At 41.4% G+C, this 18,945-nt stretch carries 13 protein-coding genes; 9 read left to right on the forward strand and 4 right to left on the reverse strand.

The features are described from left to right. The 5 genes from drmA (at position 1) to ACFE90_RS08410 (ending at position 8,325) form a co-directional block, all read left to right on the forward strand. Positions 1 to 3,423, forward strand: a complete 3,423-nt coding sequence (drmA, locus tag ACFE90_RS08390; RefSeq protein ID WP_375499471.1) for a DISARM system helicase DrmA — start codon at positions 1 to 3, stop codon at positions 3,421 to 3,423. Next, positions 3,423 to 5,306, forward strand: a complete 1,884-nt coding sequence (drmB, locus tag ACFE90_RS08395; RefSeq protein WP_375499473.1) for a DrmB family protein — start codon at positions 3,423 to 3,425, stop codon at positions 5,304 to 5,306. The genes drmA and drmB overlap by 1 nt, the downstream gene beginning before the upstream one ends. Further along, positions 5,306 to 6,124 (forward strand): DISARM system phospholipase D-like protein DrmC, encoded by an 819-nt coding sequence (gene drmC, locus ACFE90_RS08400; protein WP_375499475.1) that lies wholly within the window; start codon positions 5,306 to 5,308, stop codon positions 6,122 to 6,124. Before drmB ends, drmC begins: the two co-directional genes overlap by 1 nt. Positions 6,125 to 6,347: 223 nt before the next feature. Beyond that, on the forward strand, positions 6,348 to 6,611 hold the full coding sequence (locus ACFE90_RS08405; RefSeq protein WP_375499477.1) for a hypothetical protein: 264 nt from the start codon (positions 6,348 to 6,350) through the stop codon (positions 6,609 to 6,611). A 904-nt stretch (positions 6,612 to 7,515) separates the two neighbouring features. Next, positions 7,516 to 8,325: a GIY-YIG nuclease family protein gene (locus ACFE90_RS08410; protein WP_375499479.1), complete on the forward strand. Its 810-nt coding sequence runs from the start codon at positions 7,516 to 7,518 to the stop codon at positions 8,323 to 8,325. A 163-nt stretch (positions 8,326 to 8,488) separates the two neighbouring features. On the opposite strand, the gene ACFE90_RS08415 is transcribed toward ACFE90_RS08410, so the two are convergent. The 4 genes from ACFE90_RS08415 to ACFE90_RS08430 all read right to left on the reverse strand — a co-directional run bounded on the left by ACFE90_RS08415 (position 8,489) and on the right by ACFE90_RS08430 (position 11,849). Then, complete coding sequence (locus ACFE90_RS08415) at positions 8,489 to 8,734, reverse strand: hypothetical protein (RefSeq protein WP_375499481.1); 246 nt, start codon at positions 8,732 to 8,734, stop codon at positions 8,489 to 8,491. Positions 8,735 to 8,792: 58 nt separating this feature from the next. Beyond that, positions 8,793 to 10,196: a DHA2 family efflux MFS transporter permease subunit gene (locus ACFE90_RS08420; RefSeq protein WP_375499483.1), complete on the reverse strand. Its 1,404-nt coding sequence runs from the start codon at positions 10,194 to 10,196 to the stop codon at positions 8,793 to 8,795. A 158-nt stretch (positions 10,197 to 10,354) separates the two neighbouring features. Then, positions 10,355 to 10,495, reverse strand: a complete 141-nt coding sequence (locus tag ACFE90_RS08425; RefSeq protein WP_375499485.1) for a PEP/pyruvate-binding domain-containing protein — start codon at positions 10,493 to 10,495, stop codon at positions 10,355 to 10,357. A 100-nt stretch (positions 10,496 to 10,595) separates the two neighbouring features. Beyond that, positions 10,596 to 11,849 carry an FAD-dependent monooxygenase gene (locus tag ACFE90_RS08430; protein ID WP_375499487.1) on the reverse strand — a complete coding sequence of 418 codons (1,254 nt, stop codon included), beginning with the start codon at positions 11,847 to 11,849 and terminating at the stop codon, positions 10,596 to 10,598. Between the two features lie 427 nt (positions 11,850 to 12,276). Between ACFE90_RS08430 and ACFE90_RS08435 the strand changes: the two genes are divergently transcribed. The 4 genes from ACFE90_RS08435 (at position 12,277) to ACFE90_RS08450 (ending at position 18,837) form a co-directional block, all read left to right on the forward strand. Then, positions 12,277 to 12,504: a hypothetical protein gene (locus ACFE90_RS08435; protein WP_375499489.1), complete on the forward strand. Its 228-nt coding sequence runs from the start codon at positions 12,277 to 12,279 to the stop codon at positions 12,502 to 12,504. Beyond that, a complete protein-coding gene (locus ACFE90_RS08440) occupies positions 12,501 to 12,845 on the forward strand; it encodes a DNA cytosine methyltransferase (RefSeq protein WP_375499491.1) in 345 nt (114 codons plus the stop codon). The genes ACFE90_RS08435 and ACFE90_RS08440 overlap by 4 nt, the downstream gene beginning before the upstream one ends. After that, positions 12,785 to 12,946 carry a hypothetical protein gene (locus ACFE90_RS08445; RefSeq protein WP_375499497.1) on the forward strand — a complete coding sequence of 54 codons (162 nt, stop codon included), beginning with the start codon at positions 12,785 to 12,787 and terminating at the stop codon, positions 12,944 to 12,946. The genes ACFE90_RS08440 and ACFE90_RS08445 overlap by 61 nt, the downstream gene beginning before the upstream one ends. 446 nt (positions 12,947 to 13,392) lie before the next feature. Further along, positions 13,393 to 18,837: an AAA family ATPase gene (locus tag ACFE90_RS08450; RefSeq protein ID WP_375499493.1), complete on the forward strand. Its 5,445-nt coding sequence runs from the start codon at positions 13,393 to 13,395 to the stop codon at positions 18,835 to 18,837. Positions 18,838 to 18,945 lie beyond the last annotated feature (108 nt).

Below are 18,945 nucleotides of genomic sequence, written 5' to 3' on the forward strand. Positions count from 1 at the left end.
ATGACCACATCTGCCGAAGTGCGATCGCATCTAATCCGCGCCATGCAACTAGACTTGGTGGGGCCAACCCCTGATGATGTTGAATATGCCGAGGAAATCCTCACCCAAGCTCCTTCTAAGTGGTATCTTACCGGTTTTTTAGTACCTTTTGGAGCGCCTGTTGAAGTGCGATCGGACGAAACAGCAGACGACACACTCGAACAACTTAGTAGCAGTGATACTAATGAAGATGCCAATGCTCCCGAAACCTCCTCAGCCCGTAAAGCTCACTTTCCTTCTTCCATTGGCTTGAGCTTTCTTCTACCAGAAAATACCACCGAACTGAATATAACTGTGCAGTGGGGTGACTACCAATTTATTGAAAGCGAAACAGAATTAGATGATAGCGAGAATCCCCAGTCGGCCAAGCAAGAATTATGGCAACGCTCTCCTCATTGCATTAATATGCCTATTTCCCTGCTGGGAAATCAGCGAAAAATTCAGATTGACGTTCCAGACAGCAACGGTTTAAAGTTATTTGTGTCAAATCGGGCTGTAGCTTCATCACCTCAACAAAAACTCCCTGTTGGTACGCGTTCAGTTTCAGTATTCTTAGTTAACTATCGCAGCAACAATCCCAACCAAAAGCACGACATCAGTTTTATTTTTCAAGCTTGCCTTACCATCCGCACTGCTGACGCTTTTGTATCCCGCCCTAACTTGCGGGGGCAAAACAGCCAAGACAGAGACGAAGCGGTGTCAAGCCTGCAATACCGCAACGATTGCGAATATGCTGTTGGACACAATGTTTCTGCTATTACTATCCTTAGCTCGAATCATATCTGTCAAGAAATTCGTACTAACTGGATGCCCACAGCAGAGGTGGCCAGAGTAGAACCAGCAGAAATTCCGGGGCTAGAACTAGGCATGGAAGCACTAGCTAAGGCAAAAGACGCGGCAACAATATGTCAGATGGTTTACCCAATGGTGTCTGAATATACTGACTGGATTACCCAACAGCAAGCCGCAGCCCCCACTGAACCGCACCAGAGAAAGATTGCTAGTGAATTATTAACCACAGCTAGCAGAATTAAAGAACGCATAGCCGCCGGATTACAAGCTTTAGAAGATCCTCTGGTGCTAGAAGCTTTTCAAATTGCTAACCAAGCCCTAGCAACTGCTAGAAGACAACGCCTAACTCACGATAATCCAGACAAATCCCCTGAAGACTTTTCACCACCGAAGTGGCGACCTTTCCAGCTAGCTTTTCTGCTGTTGAACATCCTGAGCATTGCTCAACCAGAACATCCAGATCGGGAAATAGTAGATTTGCTGTTCTTTCCCACAGGTGGCGGCAAAACCGAAGCCTATTTAGGGTTGGCAGCGTTCACTCTGGTGCTGCGTCGTCTGCGCGATCCTAGTATCCACTCTGCTGGTGTCAGCGTTCTCATGCGCTACACTCTGCGCCTCCTGACCCTAGACCAATTGGAAAGAGCCGCAACCCTTGTCTGTGCCTTAGAACTAAAACGTCAGCAAAATCCTAGACTAGGTAAGCATCCCTTTGAGATTGGGTTGTGGGTTGGGCAGGGTGCCACACCCAATAAAATGGGTAAAAAAGGCGACAAAGATAATTCAGCTTGGGCGCGGACTCATGAATTTGATCGGCATTACCCTCATAAACCAAAGCCGATTCCCCTAGAAAGGTGTCCTTGGTGTGGCACGGAATTGAAAGCGCGATCGTTTCAACTTTTACCACTTGCCGATGCACCTACTGACCTGCGGGTAATCTGCGACAACCGGAAAAAACACGCAGATGGTAAACCTGCTTGTGTATTTAAAGGCAACAATCCCCTACCCATCATTGCCGTAGATGAACAAATCTATCGACGGCTTCCTTGCTTCATAATTTCCACCGTTGATAAATTTGCGAATCTGCCTTGGGTTGGTCAAACTGGAGCGCTATTTGGCAAGGTAACTCATTTTGATGAAAAAGTAGGATTCACTGGGCCAGCTGATGCTAAAACCAAAGGTCGAGCCTTAGACAAAAATTTACCCCCACCAGATTTGATTATTCAAGACGAATTGCACTTGATTTCTGGGCCTCTGGGAACAATGGTGGGATTATACGAAACGGTTATCGATGTTCTGTGTAGTGTGACGCACAATAATAAAACTATTCGACCGAAGATTATTGCCTCCACCGCTACAGTCCGCCGTGCGGAGCGCCAAATTCAAGCTTTGTTTAGTCACAGCCAGGTAGATATTTTTCCGCCTCCTGGGCCCGATCGCCACGACTCCTTTTTTGCCGAAACCGTACCAATTACCAAAACACCTGGACGGCTTTATGTCGGAGTTGTAGCCCAAGGACGCAGCCTCAAGGTAGTTCTGTTACGAGCATACTTAGCCCTGTTGGGAGCAGCTAAACAAGCTTGGGAAGATGCCGGCGGGAAAACAAATCCGCATAATCCTGCTGACCCTTATATGACACTGCTAGGTTATTTTAATTCCCTGCGGGAATTGGGTGGTAGTCGCCGCCTAGTGGAAGATGAGGTAAACTCGCGCCTGAGTCATTATGGCGATCGCCGTCGCTACCAAGAACCGTTTAGCTTATTTTGCGATCGCAAAATTGATGATGAACCAGAAGAATTAACCTCTCGCATCAGCACTAACAAAGTTGCTAATACCAAACGTCGTCTAGCTTTACCTTTTCATGATCAAGAAAGAGTTGATATTGCTCTAGCAACTAACATGATTTCCGTAGGGCTAGATATCACGCGCTTAGGGCTGATGGTAGTTTTAGGACAGCCGAAAACCACTGCTGAATACATCCAAGCCACCAGCCGCGTCGGTCGAGAAGCTGAAAAACCTGGTTTAGTCGTTACCTTACTCAACATTCACCGACCGCGCGATCGCTCTCACTACGAACGTTTTCAAATCTGGCATGATACTTTCTACCGCACAGTCGAAGCAAGTAGCGTTACCCCCTTCTCACCCCGCGCCATCGATCGGGGTTTATCAGGTGTTACCGTTGCCCTTGCCAGATTAGGTAATGCAGAGATGACAGCGCCTCTTGGTGCTGCTCAAATTAGCCAACATCGCCTGCTTTTAAATTTTGTTGTGGATGCGATCGTTAAACGTGCAGAAGGACATAGCCCCTTAAAAGCCGATGAAGCCGAAAGTCTGCGTCAAGAAATCCGGCGACAAGTTATAGACCGTTTAGATACATGGCAACATATTGCCGTGCAAGACCAACGCCTACAATATCAACGCAATGAAATAGAGATGGCAGCCCCTTTACTACTTGATGCCCTTGACCCCAAGGCGGACAAAGAAAGTAGCGATCGGCAGAAATTCAAAGCCCAACGCAGCTTGCGGGATGTCGAGCCAGTAGTGAAACTTTTTGTGCGTGACCCCGTTGGTTTAGAAATAGAGGAAGAGGTTTAATGAAGAAGTCAAATAATAAAATAAAACCACAAGCAGAAATCCGCCAAAGCCAGCTTCTATCAACCTTTGGCCCGGGAGCGATGGTAGATTTACCTAAATACTCGGTAGTAATTGGGGGATTGACCTACTGGAAAGGCGAAATGCAGCCCATTCGTGAAGACCGTTTGAAAGATAAAGTCTGCGAAATGCTGCAAGTTAAGAATATCGAACTATTTAGTCCACCACGAGAGACTTCAGACCCGAATATGCCTCTTACTGGTGTGGATGCATTTATTTTTCCTGCTTGGTTTGTAGCTCAAGTCGATCAAACCATTCGCTTCAACGGGAAAGATTACCGTACCCGTCCCCTAGCTAACTGGCGAACAGTTAAGGAGGGATCAAAATTTGAAGGACAGCGCGTGTCATACGTACCAGTCCGCTTTGTGCAAGCTTGTATAAATGGACATCTAAGCGATATAGACTGGTACGCCTTTGCCCATAATGATTTTAAAACCACCTGTCGGGGACAACTGTGGCTAGATGAAGGTGGCTCTGGCAATGACTTTGAAGAAATTTTTGTGCGCTGTGATGGCTGTAAAGCTCGTCGTCCACTTTCCATAGCTAAAGCCAAAAATTCCAAAGTTTTCGGACAATGCCTTGGGCATCGTCCTTGGCTGGGTGCTAAAGCTCAGGAACCTTGTTGGGTCTGTGTCCCAGATAAATCAGGTAATATTGTCCAAACCAACGAACCAGAACATAACCGTCTTTTGGTACGTTCTGCTAGTAATGCCTATTTTGCTCAAACCCTCAGCGTGATTTCGATTCCAGATGCTGATGAGCAATTGAAAAAAGTAGTGGATCGCCATTACTTACAGGACTTGGAATATTTGGAAGACTTGGATGAAGTGCAAAAAAATCTGAAAAGGAATCCTAAATATGCTGATTTAACTAAATTTGGAGCAGAGGTGGTTTGGGCAGAAATTCAACGCCGTCAAAGTGGAAGAAGCAGCGATTCTAAAACCATCAAACAAGTAGAAATTGAAGCCTTACTTTCTTGTTCAGCAGAAATAGGTACTTCTAATGATGAGTTTTACGCTAGTAAACGCAAGTTAGATAATTTCAATCCCGCACTATTGCCATTTATAGAACAGGTAGTGTTAGTGCATCGTCTGCGAGAAGTGATTGCCCAAGTTGGCTTTACCCGTTTTGAGGCATCCATCCCTAATATTGAAGGAGAAATTGATGATTTAAGCATTAATGTGCGGCGTGCTGATTTGGATTTTGAACGTCAATGGGTGCCTGCGATTGAAAATAAAGGCGAAGGGGTGTTTATTGCCTTCAACAAACAAGCGATAAAAGATTGGCAGCAACGGAAGGCTGTTAAACAACAGGGGCAAAAATTAGAAAGAGGTTTCAATGTCTGGCGCGATCGCAAAGGCATTCCCCCTGAAAAAGCCATTTTCCCTGGACTTCCTTATATTATGCTCCATTCCCTATCACACCTCTTGATTACAGCAGTGTCTTTGGAGTGTGGTTATGCAGCTAGTTCAATTCGTGAACGCATCTATGCCAGTGATGCAGGTTATGGCATCCTTTTATATACCGGTTCTCCCGGTTCTGAAGGGACTTTAGGAGGACTTGTACAAGTCGGGAATCAACTTGAAGAACATTTGAATGTTGCCCTAGAGTTGGGAAAACTTTGTTCTAACGATCCAGTATGCGCTCAACATCAACCAGATAACGTACAAGAGGAAAGATTTTTACACGGATCTGCTTGTCACGGATGCCTACTGATCGCGGAAACTTCCTGCGAACGCCGCAATGAGTTTCTCGATAGAGCATTGGTTGTGGCTACTGTTGAGGGACTAGGAGCAGAATTCTTTCCAGATCAGGTACTTGTTTGATGGTTTTTCTCAACCTCAGTCGTCCAGCCCTTGTTAATTTAGCAGCAGCTTTAGAAACTGGCAGACTTTCCCCGCCCTTTTCTATATCCAATGTAGCTAACTACATCCCTGCGGCTTTAAATCGAGACATAGTTGATGAACTCAACCGCCTCAATGTTATGGGCGTACATTCTCAGCATATTGCTTATACACTGCGACTTTTGGCAGAGGAACGAAGTACATCTCAAGCTGTGAGCGATGCCTACGGCGGGCTACGCCTACGCGTTGATTTGGTTTGGACTGGCCCAGAAATTGCTGGTTCTCAAAGCCGCGATACTAGTGTTGTTGTGCGCGAGTTGTTTAGCACTGCCAAAATAAGCGTTCTGATTTCTAGCTTTGCTATTGATAAAAGACAAAAAGCACGAGAGTTATTTATGGTGCTGGCAGAACGAATGGATTTTAACCCAGAATTAAATGTGCGAATGTTTCTTAACGTTAATCGACCGCATAACAGTGAAGTACCAACATCTACTTTACTACGGGAGTTTGCCAGTAGTTTTCGTCAAGATATTTGGCCAGGAAAAAGACTACCTGAAGTATTTCACGATCCGCGATCGCTGACGCTGGGTGTAGAATCAAAAGCTTGTTTACACGCCAAGTGTGTTGTTGTAGATAAGGAGCGTGTACTTGTGACCTCCGCTAATTTTACAGAAGCGGCTCACGAGCGTAATATTGAAGCTGGTGTATTACTTAATGACCCAGTAACGGCTATTGCTTTGCAAATGCAATTTGAAAGCTTGGTTACAAGAAATATACTATGTCGAATTCCTGGAATCTGACTATTTTAAGCAAAAGCTTATGGTAAATAATTTAAAGTTATAGAAATTCTGCTTTCTAATTAAGATAGATTGATATTTACTTGAAAATGCAAATAATTAAGCTATTATTTGATTTTAAAATTTATCGGTAAAAAATTGTAAAAACGCATCTATACGATTATTAATAATGGGAATGTTTAACTATAATGTTATTGAAAACTGTAATTAAATTATTTAATATATTATGACATATTCTCATACTTTAGCGCTTGCTAAACAGGGCGATAGTGATGCCAAACCTAAGCTTGAAAAACCGATTTATTCGGGGATTGGACAAATTATCACTACTCAAAAAGAGCTTGATGCTTGCAATATCGTTAAATTCAAAAGTTTCTTAGCAGGAATCAAGTTTATTGCAGCGAATTTTACACTTAGCTATGACGCTCTAGCTACAATAGCGATCGCGCTTCCCTTTGGCGAAGGCACTGGCTACAAGAGAGAATGTTAAACAATGTTACGGTGAAGCTTAATATTTGCTTTATAAGATTTATGCTCAAGCGATTGGTAAATGAATAGATATCAAATGCGTTATAGAACACTAATTGCTGTGTCAAGAAAAATCTACCTAAATAGTTAATAAAACAGCTAAAATAGCTTCATAGTTCAGTTTTTGACTTACCACAGACTAAAGCTATAAATCACTTACTATGACTTTAAATATTCCCCTGGAAGTTCATGATTAATGCTGATGTGGTTCTTAGCTTTGAGGGGAGAAGCTGAACTAAATACTAAATTTTCAAAACAACAGTTTACTAAAACATGGATTTCATCAACCAAGCACGAAATTTGGCGGATACGCTCAAAGATAGGGAGACAACTGCTGCCTCCTAACATGACTAATTACTATTGACTGCTGAGGCGATGGCACAAATAGTAGCTTGACTCGCTTGAAAGCACAGAAGCGTAATTTACCACCGTAGGCATCGCTCCGTAGTTTGTGCTTTTTATCCTCCAGATAGCAGCCAAGACAACCGCTTAGTTTTTCAAGCGAATTAAATTGAGTTTTAGGCTTTTCCTCTAAGAATTTTTTTAGTATTTATTCATACAAGGAATATTTATCATCTCAGATGAGGAGGAAAGCAGCTCAAGGGGCGACGATGAAGCGGCTTCACTCCATTGCACTTACATTCTTCAAATCAACATTACACTATTCCAGAAGATAGATACATTTTTGAAAAGTTGAAGCACACTTGTAAAAGCGACTTTAACTATTCAATAATGGTGTGGCAATGTGGCTGAAATATGGTGTAAATGAAGAAGGTATCTTGATATGTATTGAAGATATCAACAGGGGGAAGACTTCACTTAAGTGTCCTTACTGTAATGGTGATCTAACGGCTAAAAAAGGCAAGATGAAAGAGCATCATTTTGCTCATCATGGAGAAACTTGTCGCCCCATAGCTAACCGACAATTCCCTACTCTCCCACTCTATGATAATTTCAATATTCAATTATCTGGTAAGGATTTGGCACAGTTAAAACTGCTCTGGAAGGAGTACGGAGCCAAAAATTACCCTATTAGTTCCTACTTAGTTACTCCTGGTTTACTCAAAGCAGAAGTGTTAAGAAAAAACATATGTTTAACTCCACCTGAGTATGAATTTAGTGATTTGGGTAAAATTCCTGTTGGGGCGCTAAAGTTCAAGCAATTCAACGATGTGCAAGAGCCGCTATTATTTAAAAAGCTGCTGAAGCTAGAGCTAGCTTTTAAACACGCTCTGTATAAAAATGCCCCAGATTTAGCATATCGACTTACTGATTTAAAGCTGTATCGCGCTCAACTTCAACGTATTCTATCCTCTAGTCTGTATTTTTTGGAGATTGAAACGAATATTGGCACTTTGTACAAGATAGGAGTAACCCAAAGACCCGTTGTCAAGCGAGTAGCAGAAGTAAAAATTGATTTACTTGTTCATTATTCGAGTGTTGCTATTAGAGTATTAGAAACTTGGGAGCATAGAGGTAATATTGAACTGTATTTCAAACACCGCTATCGGGGCTTTAATTATCCCATCGGCAGTTTAACTGAGTATTATAAGTTTAATACTGAGGATACCGAAATGGTACTGCTTGACCTGCAACAAATGCAACCTAAAATACTATCTCAAGATGAAATAAATATTCTTGAGGAGAATATTAGCTTGATTCAAGTTGCTGTGTAACGTTTATATCACATCAGTACAAAATACTTATTGCCTAGTAAGCCAAAATACCTTTTGTATTGCTATCCCTCCAAATACTCTGCCACTGCTGCCAAATCTTCCATTGCTCGATTTAGGCGATTTAGCAAAGCTTCGGCTACTTCAGGTTGAGCGCTGACGGTTTCTAATTTTTTTTTAGATGACGGTCTAGCGCTTCTATCCAAAGTGACAATTCTGTATGACGAATTGCTGTCAGTAGTCCCATATTTCTTAAAACTGCTAAATCAAACCCAAGTTGGTTTTGTCCGCCGTAGCCCAGGTATCCGTCCCAGAGTTCCAACTTTTCTGGGGTAAATTCTACATATTGGTCAAAGATAATACCCGCAGGCTCTAGTTGAGGTTGTGGCAGTGGAGGTTGAGAGTTAATCATAGTAATGTTTGCAATAACTGTAACTTGGTAGCCACCCTTTTAAAGGTTTAGGCAAAGTTTAGCTTTTTTGGTGATTAGCTAGAACTACTCTGCTTTGTAAACCAAAACTAACTAAAAATGAAACGAAAGCAGCGATCGCTACTAATAAAAATACTGCCCCAAATCTACTATCTTCACCTGAGGCTGACTTAAGTAAACTAGCAAGTAAACTCGATCCCACAATACTACCCAAATAACGACTTGTTGAGAATACCCCAGAGGCAACCCCAGCTTCTTTTGCTGGTAATGCTTCAATAGCCGATGTTTGCAACCCAGTCATAGAAACACCTAGCCCCGTCCCAGCTATTGCCAAGCAAAGAATTAAAGGTAAAAGGCTGATTTTTCCGGCAGTAATAACTAATGGTACAAAACCAATAGTTAATAAAGCTAAACCGGCAACTGTCGGCCAACGACGACCAAATTGATCTGCCAAGCGACCACCAAAAGGTGAACTGATGATTAAGGTTCCAGAGAGCGCAGACAGTACCAATCCCACTTGAAAGTCATTCCAACCACCCTGTTGAGTTAATAGCTGAGGTAAGGCAAGAATAGTGACATACATTGCTAAGTTACTTAAACCAATCGCCCCATTCGCCGCAGCAAAGACTCGATGCCGAAAGAAACGAATTTGAATCACCGGATCGCGATGGCGTAATTCATGCCACAAGAATACAATAATTAGTCCTACTACTAAAACTAAGTTAATCGAGGTTGGCAGGAAGGTAGAACTATGGCGACTTTGGGTAAAAATGGCAGCAATTCCCGATAATGCCATTGCTAGTAATAGCGCACCGATGAAGTCAAATGATTGTCTGCTACTTTCTACCTCACGTGCCGGAATTGTCCACCAACCTAAGCTAACTGCGGCTATAACTAGGGGAATGTTAATATAAAAAATCGCTTGCCAGCCAGCTAATTGCACTAATAAACCACCCAAGGGAGGGCCAATTGCAGCAGCTAAAGAAATTAACGCACTGACCAACCCAAAACTCGTAGCCCGACGATGGGCGGGAACAACTTCCCGCACTAAAGCAGTACCATTAGGAATAGCGATCGCTCCAGAAATTGCTTGCAACAACCGAAAGAAAATTAATGTCGGTAAATTTGGTGCTACCGCCGCGCCCATTGATACCACCCCAAAGCAAATAAAGCCACCTAAAATTAAGCTGCGTCTACCGATGCGATCGCCTAATTTACCTGCTACTGGTTGTAGCGCGGCCATCGCAATTAAATAAGTAGTTACCAGCCAACTAGCTGCCGTCACAGTAGTATCAAAGGTGGCGATTAAACGAGGTAAAGCTACCGCAATCATGGTCGAGTTTAAGGGTGCTAGCATCGCCCCTAGACCGATTGTTAGTAGTAATGCCCGTTCAGTCCATGATTGTTTTTGATTTAATTCTTCCACAGTGTTATTACAATTCAAAATTCAAAATTCAAAATTCAAAATTAAGAAAGCCAGATATAACAAGGTTTGGCAGTGCGTATCTGTCGCATTCTTTTTTTTAATTGGTGTTAACTGCAAAATGAATATAAATTTAAGTAAAAAGACAGGTATTTCTGCTCTCTCCCAAAATTAGGAATTTAAGCAAAACTCCGAGTAATCGGACGACATTGTAATAAATACAAAGTTTCGCCCTTAAAAGCCCACTCAATATCCCAAGATTTCTGAAAATACTGTTGGCATTGAGTAGCTAAAGTTACTAAACCCCCAAATACTACCATGCCCTATGGAACGGATACCTGGGTCATGTTATTATCCGGCTTGCTGGTTTAACCAAGCTTCTGATATCGATAAACTTAATCTGTATCTAGGTAATTGAGACTATTCTTTCCAAGAAGGTTGGTAATCAAACAACCATTTAAACTGCAAGTCAGCTAACCAAGTAGGAGTCAGTTTGTAAATCCAATTGCGGATGAGGCATCCCATTGCAGAGTTAGTTTGTCCAAGCTGACCAACTTGCCGAGAAGTCGTAAATACACGAGTTACGCGTTTGCTACGGCTACTCTCAAATTGACGCAATAGTAACACAACTTGATCGGAGCTTGCTCCCTTTCTAAGTAACTTGGCCAGTTCAAAGGCATCTTCTATGGACATACAACCTCCTTGACCAAGATTTGGTTGGACAGGGTGTGCTGCATCTCCGATTAAAGTTACTCTTCCTTTACCCCAAGAATTTCCTAAAGGTTGACGATCAAAAATATCATCCCGATAAATGCTTTCGTTTTCTAAAACCTTGAGGATGGAAGGTACAGGTTCGGCATAGTCTGAAAATATTAATTTCAATGCATTCAAGGAACCCCCAACTAAGTCGTCATTTCCACCTTGTTCACTATTGTTGAAGGCATAAAACGAGAATTGCCCTCCGCCGACATCAAAATATCCAAAACGATTTCCTTGACCCCAAAATTCCATCCAACTATATTCTTTATCTAATGCAACACTTGAGCCGTTGAAAAAACCTCTCCAGCAACACATGCCACTGTAGACTGGCAACTCTAATTTTTCTTGACCAAATAGACTTGCACGTACTTGTGAATAAAGACCGTCCGCGCCTATTAATATGTCGCCAGTTATTGTACTGCCGTCTTGAAAGTCAACTCGTACACCATCTTCAGTTTCCTCAAATTTCTCAAAATTCATCCCGGTACGTACTATTCCATAAGGCAATGCTTCATACAAAATTTGTTGTAATTCTCCTCTGGAGAGACATATACCTAAGTCTTCTTCACCAGCAAATTTTGGTGAGTTAATGTACAGTGGAGTTCCATCTTTACTAGAAAAACCACCCTTTAAAATTTTGCCTCCCTGTGCATAAAAACGTTGATATATTTTTCCTAACCAAAGAAGTTGATAAACTCGTATCGCATTTCTTTGAATAAATATACCTCCTGCTCCAGAAAGCATTGAATCCAGTTGACGCTTCTCGTATACCTCTACTTCGATATTTGCATCTAGGCAGGCACGGGCTAAAGTTAACCCACCAATTCCACCCCCAATCACAATTACCTTCGACAATGAGGACTTAATTGCTTTCCCTAATGTTTGCATCACTTGTTCCAGATGGGTTGGTATCAAAGTTAAATACTTTTAGTATTATTGCACGCACGTTATCCTGATATCCCTGCTCCCCTTCACTCTTCATAACTTTCACCATCTACAAAAAATTAGGGGTACAAGTATCATCGGAACAGAAAACCAGGTTAAGCTTAAAAGTCTTATCCTATAAGGTTTTTATTGAAGGTTTTAGTAACTGATGTTTCAAGTTACCAAGTACTTACTTAACGAGAAAACCAGGTTTTGCGTCGAAATAAATTTGTATTATTAATGTAATAATGCTTAACCCCGTTTTCTGTTCCAATGGTATATACTAATACCCCTTTATACTCTCAAAAATGTTGAAAACCGAGGCTGGCCTATCAATTATCGCGGCGACATTCTCATTCACGCCGCCAAAACTTGCACCAAAAAAGAGTACCAGCTAGCGAAAGAATTCGGTCATTGCATGAGGGTAGTAATCCCTGAACTAAAAAGTCTCCGTCGCGGCCAAATCATCGGTATTGTCACAATAGTTGATTGCCGATTCTCACAAGTTGCGTCTGGTTGGGGGATGCCTGGGCAATATTACTGTCAGCTGGAGAATCCACGCGAGATTACACCGATTCCTTACATTGGTCAACTGGGGATTTTTGAAGTGCCGGATGAATTGGTGTCTGAGGTAATTGCCTTATGAAATCAGTCCTCTCGCTTTTCTTTGGCATCAGCGGACTCTGCCACCACGGAATCAAAGTTATTGGTTTATCCCATAATTTCCAAGTCCAGCAGTTTGTTGAAATCTCCCCTTATTCTCAATCACAATTGCGCCATGAACAATCAGAAATCCCTATTCATCCAGATATCACCAATTACCACTGCCACCAAGGACAATTCGACATTTTGTGTGGGGGATTCCCCTGTAGTGGCACCAGTAACGCTGGAGATAAAAAAGGACTCAACGACCCCAGGCTAATCAGGTGGCGAAAGAGATTGCTGATGCTTGGAGTGAGGGGAAATACAAAACTGGGGAAGAGGTAACAGCTTTTATTAAATCTCTGCCTACGGATGCTGCCATAGAGCCATTGCCCCAAAATATAGTGATGCAATTGAGTCAGCAGACATTAGCTTCAAGGAAGTAATTAGAGCGATGGCTACGCCAACGTCTGCGACGAACGCTCTACACAGTATCATCCATCCAACCGCACTCACAATCTCAATGCACCTGTGCTGTGTAGTGCCGATTAAACTCAGCATTGCACCGGGGGCATCTGCTAGTTGTAAGGAAAAGCGAACTGCCTACCCCCGAACACATTTAAAGAGATTGTAAACTAATTGGGGTATGAGTAGCATTCGCGCAGAAAACTGGGTTAAGAGATATTACATGAGTAATACAAGCATTTTTAGAAGCTTAAATCCTTATTTTATTGTTGAGTAATGACTCGATGATCAGCAGAGCGTCAATGACCTTCGTTATTGGGAAAACCCTTAGCGAATAAGGCTTTTAAGCTTAACCCGGTTTTATGTTCTGATGATACTCATACCCCGTGTATGGGAATACTAAATCTAGTGCTTAAGATTTGGTAATATGATTAGTATTCCAGGATATTGCCTTAGCGAAGAACTTTATGATGGTTCGAGAACCCTGGTTTATCGAGGGTATCGAGAGACTGACTCATTATCTGTAGTCATCAAACTGCTGAAAAATCCTTATCCCAGCTTTAGCGAACTAGTACAATTTCGCAATCAATACACCATCGCCAAAAATCTCAACTATCCTCTAATCATCCAAATCTACAGCCTAGAACCTTACCAAAATGCCTATATGTTGGTGATGGAAGATTTTGGGGGGATTTCCCTTAAGGATTATTTCGCCAACAAGAATAATGTTGTGTCTCTAGATGAATTTTTACAAATTGCGATCGCTCTGTGCGATACCTTAGATATTCTCTACCGCAATTGCATCATTCATAAAGATATCAAACCTGCCAATATTCTGATTAATCCTGATACCAAGCAAGTTAAACTAATCGACTTTAGTATCGCTTCACTACTCAATAAAGAAAACCAAGAAATAAAAAGTCCCAATGTATTAGAAGGAACCCTCGTTTATATTTCCCCCGAACAAACTGGAAGGATGAACCGAGGGATAGACTACCGTAGTGATTTCTATTCTTTGGGTGTGACTTTTTATGAATTACTGACAGGAGAGTTACCATTTATCTCTGATGAACCGATGGAGTTGGTGCATTGTCATATTGCCAAACAACCTGCTCCTTTGGAGCAATTCAAAATTACCCAAGTAATTTCGGATATTGTGATGAAATTGATGGCGAAAAACGCCGAAGATAGATATCAGAGTGCTTTGGGATTAAAGCACGATTTAGAAAATTGTTTGTATCAACTTAAAAAAACTGGCGAAATTAACTATTTTGAAATTGGTCAGAGGGATATTTGCGATCGCTTCCTAATTAGAGAAAAACTCTATGGTCGAGAAATCGAGGTTGAGCAATTATTGGCTGCGTTTGAGCAAGTTTCTCAAGGTCACAGCGAAGTAATGCTTGTTGCTGGTTTTTCTGGTATTGGCAAAACTGCAATCATCAACGAAGTTCACAAGCCAATAGTCCAACGACGGGGCTACTTTATCAAAGGGAAATTTGACCAGTTCAATCGCAACATTCCTTTTTCGGCATTTGTGCAAACGTTCCGCGATTTAATCGGGCAATTGTTGAGTGAAAGTGATGCTCAATTGTCAAGTTGGAAAAATAAAATTTTACAGGCTGTAGGCGAGAATGGACAAGTGATCATTGATGTGATCCCAGAATTAGAACGCATCATTGGAATGCAACCATCTGCACCAGAACTATCGGGGATCGCCGCCCAAAATCGGTTTAATTTACTATTTCAAAAGTTTATTCAAGTTTTTACCCAGCCGGAACATCCCTTGGTAATGTTTTTGGATGATTTGCAGTGGGCGGATTCTGCTTCGTTGAATCTGATTCAACTGCTAATGGCGGAGTCAGGAACAGGTTATTTGCTAATGATTGGTGCTTATCGGGATAATGAGGTCTTTGCAGCACATCCATTGATGCTGACTTTAGATGCGATCGCTAAAACTGGGACAAAGGTAAATACCATCACCTTGAAATCCTTAAGCCAAAACAGTCTCAATCAGTTAGTAGCCGATACCCTCAACTGTGCGATCGCCTTAGCGCAACCCTTAGCAGAATTGGTGTATCAAAAAACCCAGGGTAATCCCTTTTTTGCTACCCAGTTTCTCAAGGCGCTGCATGAAGACCAATTGATTACTTTTGATACCAAAGCTAGACATTGGCAATGCGATCTGGTTCGGATACGGGAAGCAGCACTGACAGATGATGTAGTGGAATTTCTAGCTGCTCAGTTGCAAAAGTTACCAAAAACCACCCAAAATATTCTTAAGCTGGCAGCTTGTATTGGCAACTCTTTTGATTTAAATACATTGGCGATCGCTTTTGAACAAACACCCACAGGAACAGCAGCCTGTTTGTGGAATGCTTTACAGTCGGGTTTAATAATTCCGCAAACTGAAATTTATAAGTTTTTTGTTGGTGCAGTAGATCAACAGATGACTTCACCAACTTCAGAAATGATTAAATATAAATTTTTGCACGATCGCGTGCAACAAGCTGCTTATTCTTCAATTCCCCAAACAAAAAAACATAAAACACATTTACAGATTGGTCAACTTTTGCTGAAAAGTATACCTGAAATAGAACGGGAATCAAAAATTTTCGAGATTGTTGGTCAATTAAATCGGGGGTACATACTATTAAATAATCAAACAGAACGAGATGAATTAGCTCATTTAAATTTAATCGCAGGCTCTCGTTCTAAAGAAGCTACTGCCTACAAAGCGGCAATTGAATATTTGACTATTGGGATTGAGTTACTTGATAGCGATCGCTGCTGGCAGAGCCAATATAATCTGACATTAGCACTCTCTGAAGCCCTAGCAGAAGCTTGCTACATGGATGGAGAATTTGAGCAGATGGAAACATGGGCAGAATTAGTTCTTAAACACACTCATACTTGTTTAGAACAGGTAAAAATTTATGAAGTAAAAATCCAAGCCTGTGTAGCTCAAAATCAGCTTTTACAAGGCATTTCTGTGGCTTTACAGATTTTGCAAAAACTGGGTGTAGATGTACCAGAAAATCCCACCCAAGATGATTTTATGCAGGGGTTACAAGAAACGCAAACAATCCTCGCCAATCGTCAGCCCTCTGAATTAATTGACTTGCCATTGATGACGGATAACTATCACCTGGCAGCATTACGAATTTTATCAGGTATGTTTGGACTTGCCTATAATGGCTGTCCGGCAATGTTTCCTTTAATAGTATTTAAACAAGTTAACTTATCTGTTCTCTATGGTAATGCTAAGTTCTCGGCATGTGCTTATGCAAGCTACGGTTTAATTCTCTCTGCTTTTCTCTCTAAGATAGAGGAGGGATACGAATTTGGACAATTGGCGATCGCTTTGTTAGATCGACTGAATGCCAAGTCACTCAAAGCTAAAACATTCTCTATTTTTAATACTTTTATTAAACATCACAAAGAACCTCTCAAAAATACCTTACAGCCTCTTTTAGAAGGGTATGCTACTGGTCTGGAAATGGGTGATATCGAGTGGGCAGTCTGGTGTGCTTTCCCATATACATTTTATCTTTATATGACAGGTTGTGAACTTACAGAAGTTCTAGCAGAAATGGAAACCTACGGGAATGCAATTATCCATTTTAAGCAAATGACCCAATATAATCACTTTGTTTCTTACCACCAAAGTGTTTTAAATCTCCTTGGTAAATCTGATATTCCATTTCAACTGCGGGGGTACATCTATGATGAAACAATTATGCTGCCTCAGCATCAGCAAGCAAACGATCGCCCTGCGGTTTATCACCTGCATATCAACAAAGTGATGCTTTGCTATTTGTTTGCAGAATACGAGCAGAGTTTGGCTGCGGTTAGTATCTGTGAAGAATATTTAGACGGCGTACCAGGTCTGTATATTATCCCCTTATTGTATTTTTATGATGCCTTAGCCAGACTTGCTTTGTATCCTCATGCAACATCATTACAGCAGTCAGCACTGCTTGAGCGTGTTGACAACAACCTAGCTAAGATACAGCAATGTGCATCTTATGCACCCATAAACTATCTGCATAAATATGATTTGATTAGCGCAGAGCGGTGTCATGCTTTGAACCAAAAAGTAGAAGCAATTGAACTTTACGATCGCGCTATTTCTCTTGCTAAAGAAAACGGCTATATCCAAGAAGCAGCATTAGCCAATGAACTAGCAGCGAAATTTTACCTAGATTGGGGTAAAGATAAAGTCGCCGCAGGCTATATGCAAGAAGCTTACTACTGCTATGCTAAATGGGGAGCATTAGCCAAAGTCACCCATTTAGAACAAAACTATCCCCAACTACTAACGGCGATTCTCCAAACTCCTAGCCTAGCGATTACCAATGAGGGAACCATCGCGGCAACTTCGATGAGAAGTTCCACTAACGTCAACAACAACCAGAATTTATGGTTAGATTTTCCGGCGGTAATCAAAGCAGCACAAGCCATCTCCCAAGAAATTGAGTTAGAAAAACTCTTAGCTACTTTAATGCAGATTGCGATCACTGTGGCAGGAGCGCAAATCGGTCGTTTAATTCTGCGCCAAGACGAACAATGGTTAGTGGTTGCTCAAGCCGATTCAAAGCAAACACAAAGGTTAGAAATTCCCCTAGATCGATGTCAGGAAATTCCCCAAAGTTTGATTTATGCGGTAGCGCGGACGCAACAGAAGGCTGTGTTTGAAAACTTGAGCAATTGGACACAATTTGCAGGCGATCATTATATTATTACTCACCAACCCAAATCTGTATTATGTACCCCTATTAGCCAACAAGGAAAACTAATTGGCATTCTGTATTTAGAAAATAATCTTACCACAGGAGCATTTACGAGCGATCGCCTGCAAGTCATTCAACTACTTACCGCCCAAGCAGCAATTTCCTTGGAAAATGCCCAGTTGTATTGTCAATTAGAGGAATATTCCCATAGTTTGGAGCAAAAAGTTTCCGAACGCACCCATGAACTAACACAAAAAGCAACTCAGCTAGAATCAACCTTGCAGGAACTGCAACTGACTCAATCCCAACTAATTCAATCAGAAAAAATGTCGAGCTTGGGACAATTGGTTGCTGGAATTGCCCACGAAATTAATAACCCTGTCAATTTTATTCACGCAAATATTAGCCATGTGAAAGAATACACGCAAGATTTATTAAACTTGGTCAATCTCTATCAGCAGTCTCATATCAAACAGGTGGAAATTCAAGAATTCTTAAATGAAATCGATTTAGAGTTTATTCAAAAAGACTTACCCAAAATGCTCCAATCGATGCAAGTGGGGACTGAACGTATCGACCAAATTGTGTTATCTTTGCGAACTTTTTCGCGTATGGACGAAGCTGAATTTAAAGAAGTTGATATCCACGCAGGTATTGATAGTACAATCATGCTCTTACAACATCGCCTCAAAGAAAAACCAGAGCGACCGACAATTGAGATTATTCAAGATTATGGCGAATTACCTGTAATCGAATGTTATGCCGGACAATTAAATCAAGTATTTATGAATATTTTGACAAATGCGATTGATGCAATCGAACAGAAAAATCTGCAACAGGATTTTGATAAAATAGAAACGAATCCGCAGCAAATAAAAATTCAGACTTCAGTTATCGATACTAACTGGATCGAAATTGCGATTACTGACAATGGTATAGGTATGACTTCTCAGGTGCAACAAAAAATATTTAACCCATTTTTTACCACTAAATCCGTTGGTAAAGGGATTGGAATGGGTATGTCGATTAGTTATCAAATTATCACAGAAAAACACCGTGGCAAATTAAAGTGTGTTTCCATCCCTAATCAAGGCACTGAATTTGTGCTGCAAATCCCTATTCGTCAATCATCAGTAAACTAAAAAGTTTTTCTCCAAGAAGCGAGCGATGCCTACGGCGGGCTACGCCTACGCTAAGGGAACTCCAAAAAATAAATTATCCAATTTCTGGACTTCACTAGGACTTTTCCT

The organism is uncultured Nostoc sp., from assembly GCF_964245445.1.
Classification (GTDB): domain Bacteria; phylum Cyanobacteriota; class Cyanobacteriia; order Cyanobacteriales; family Nostocaceae; genus Nostoc.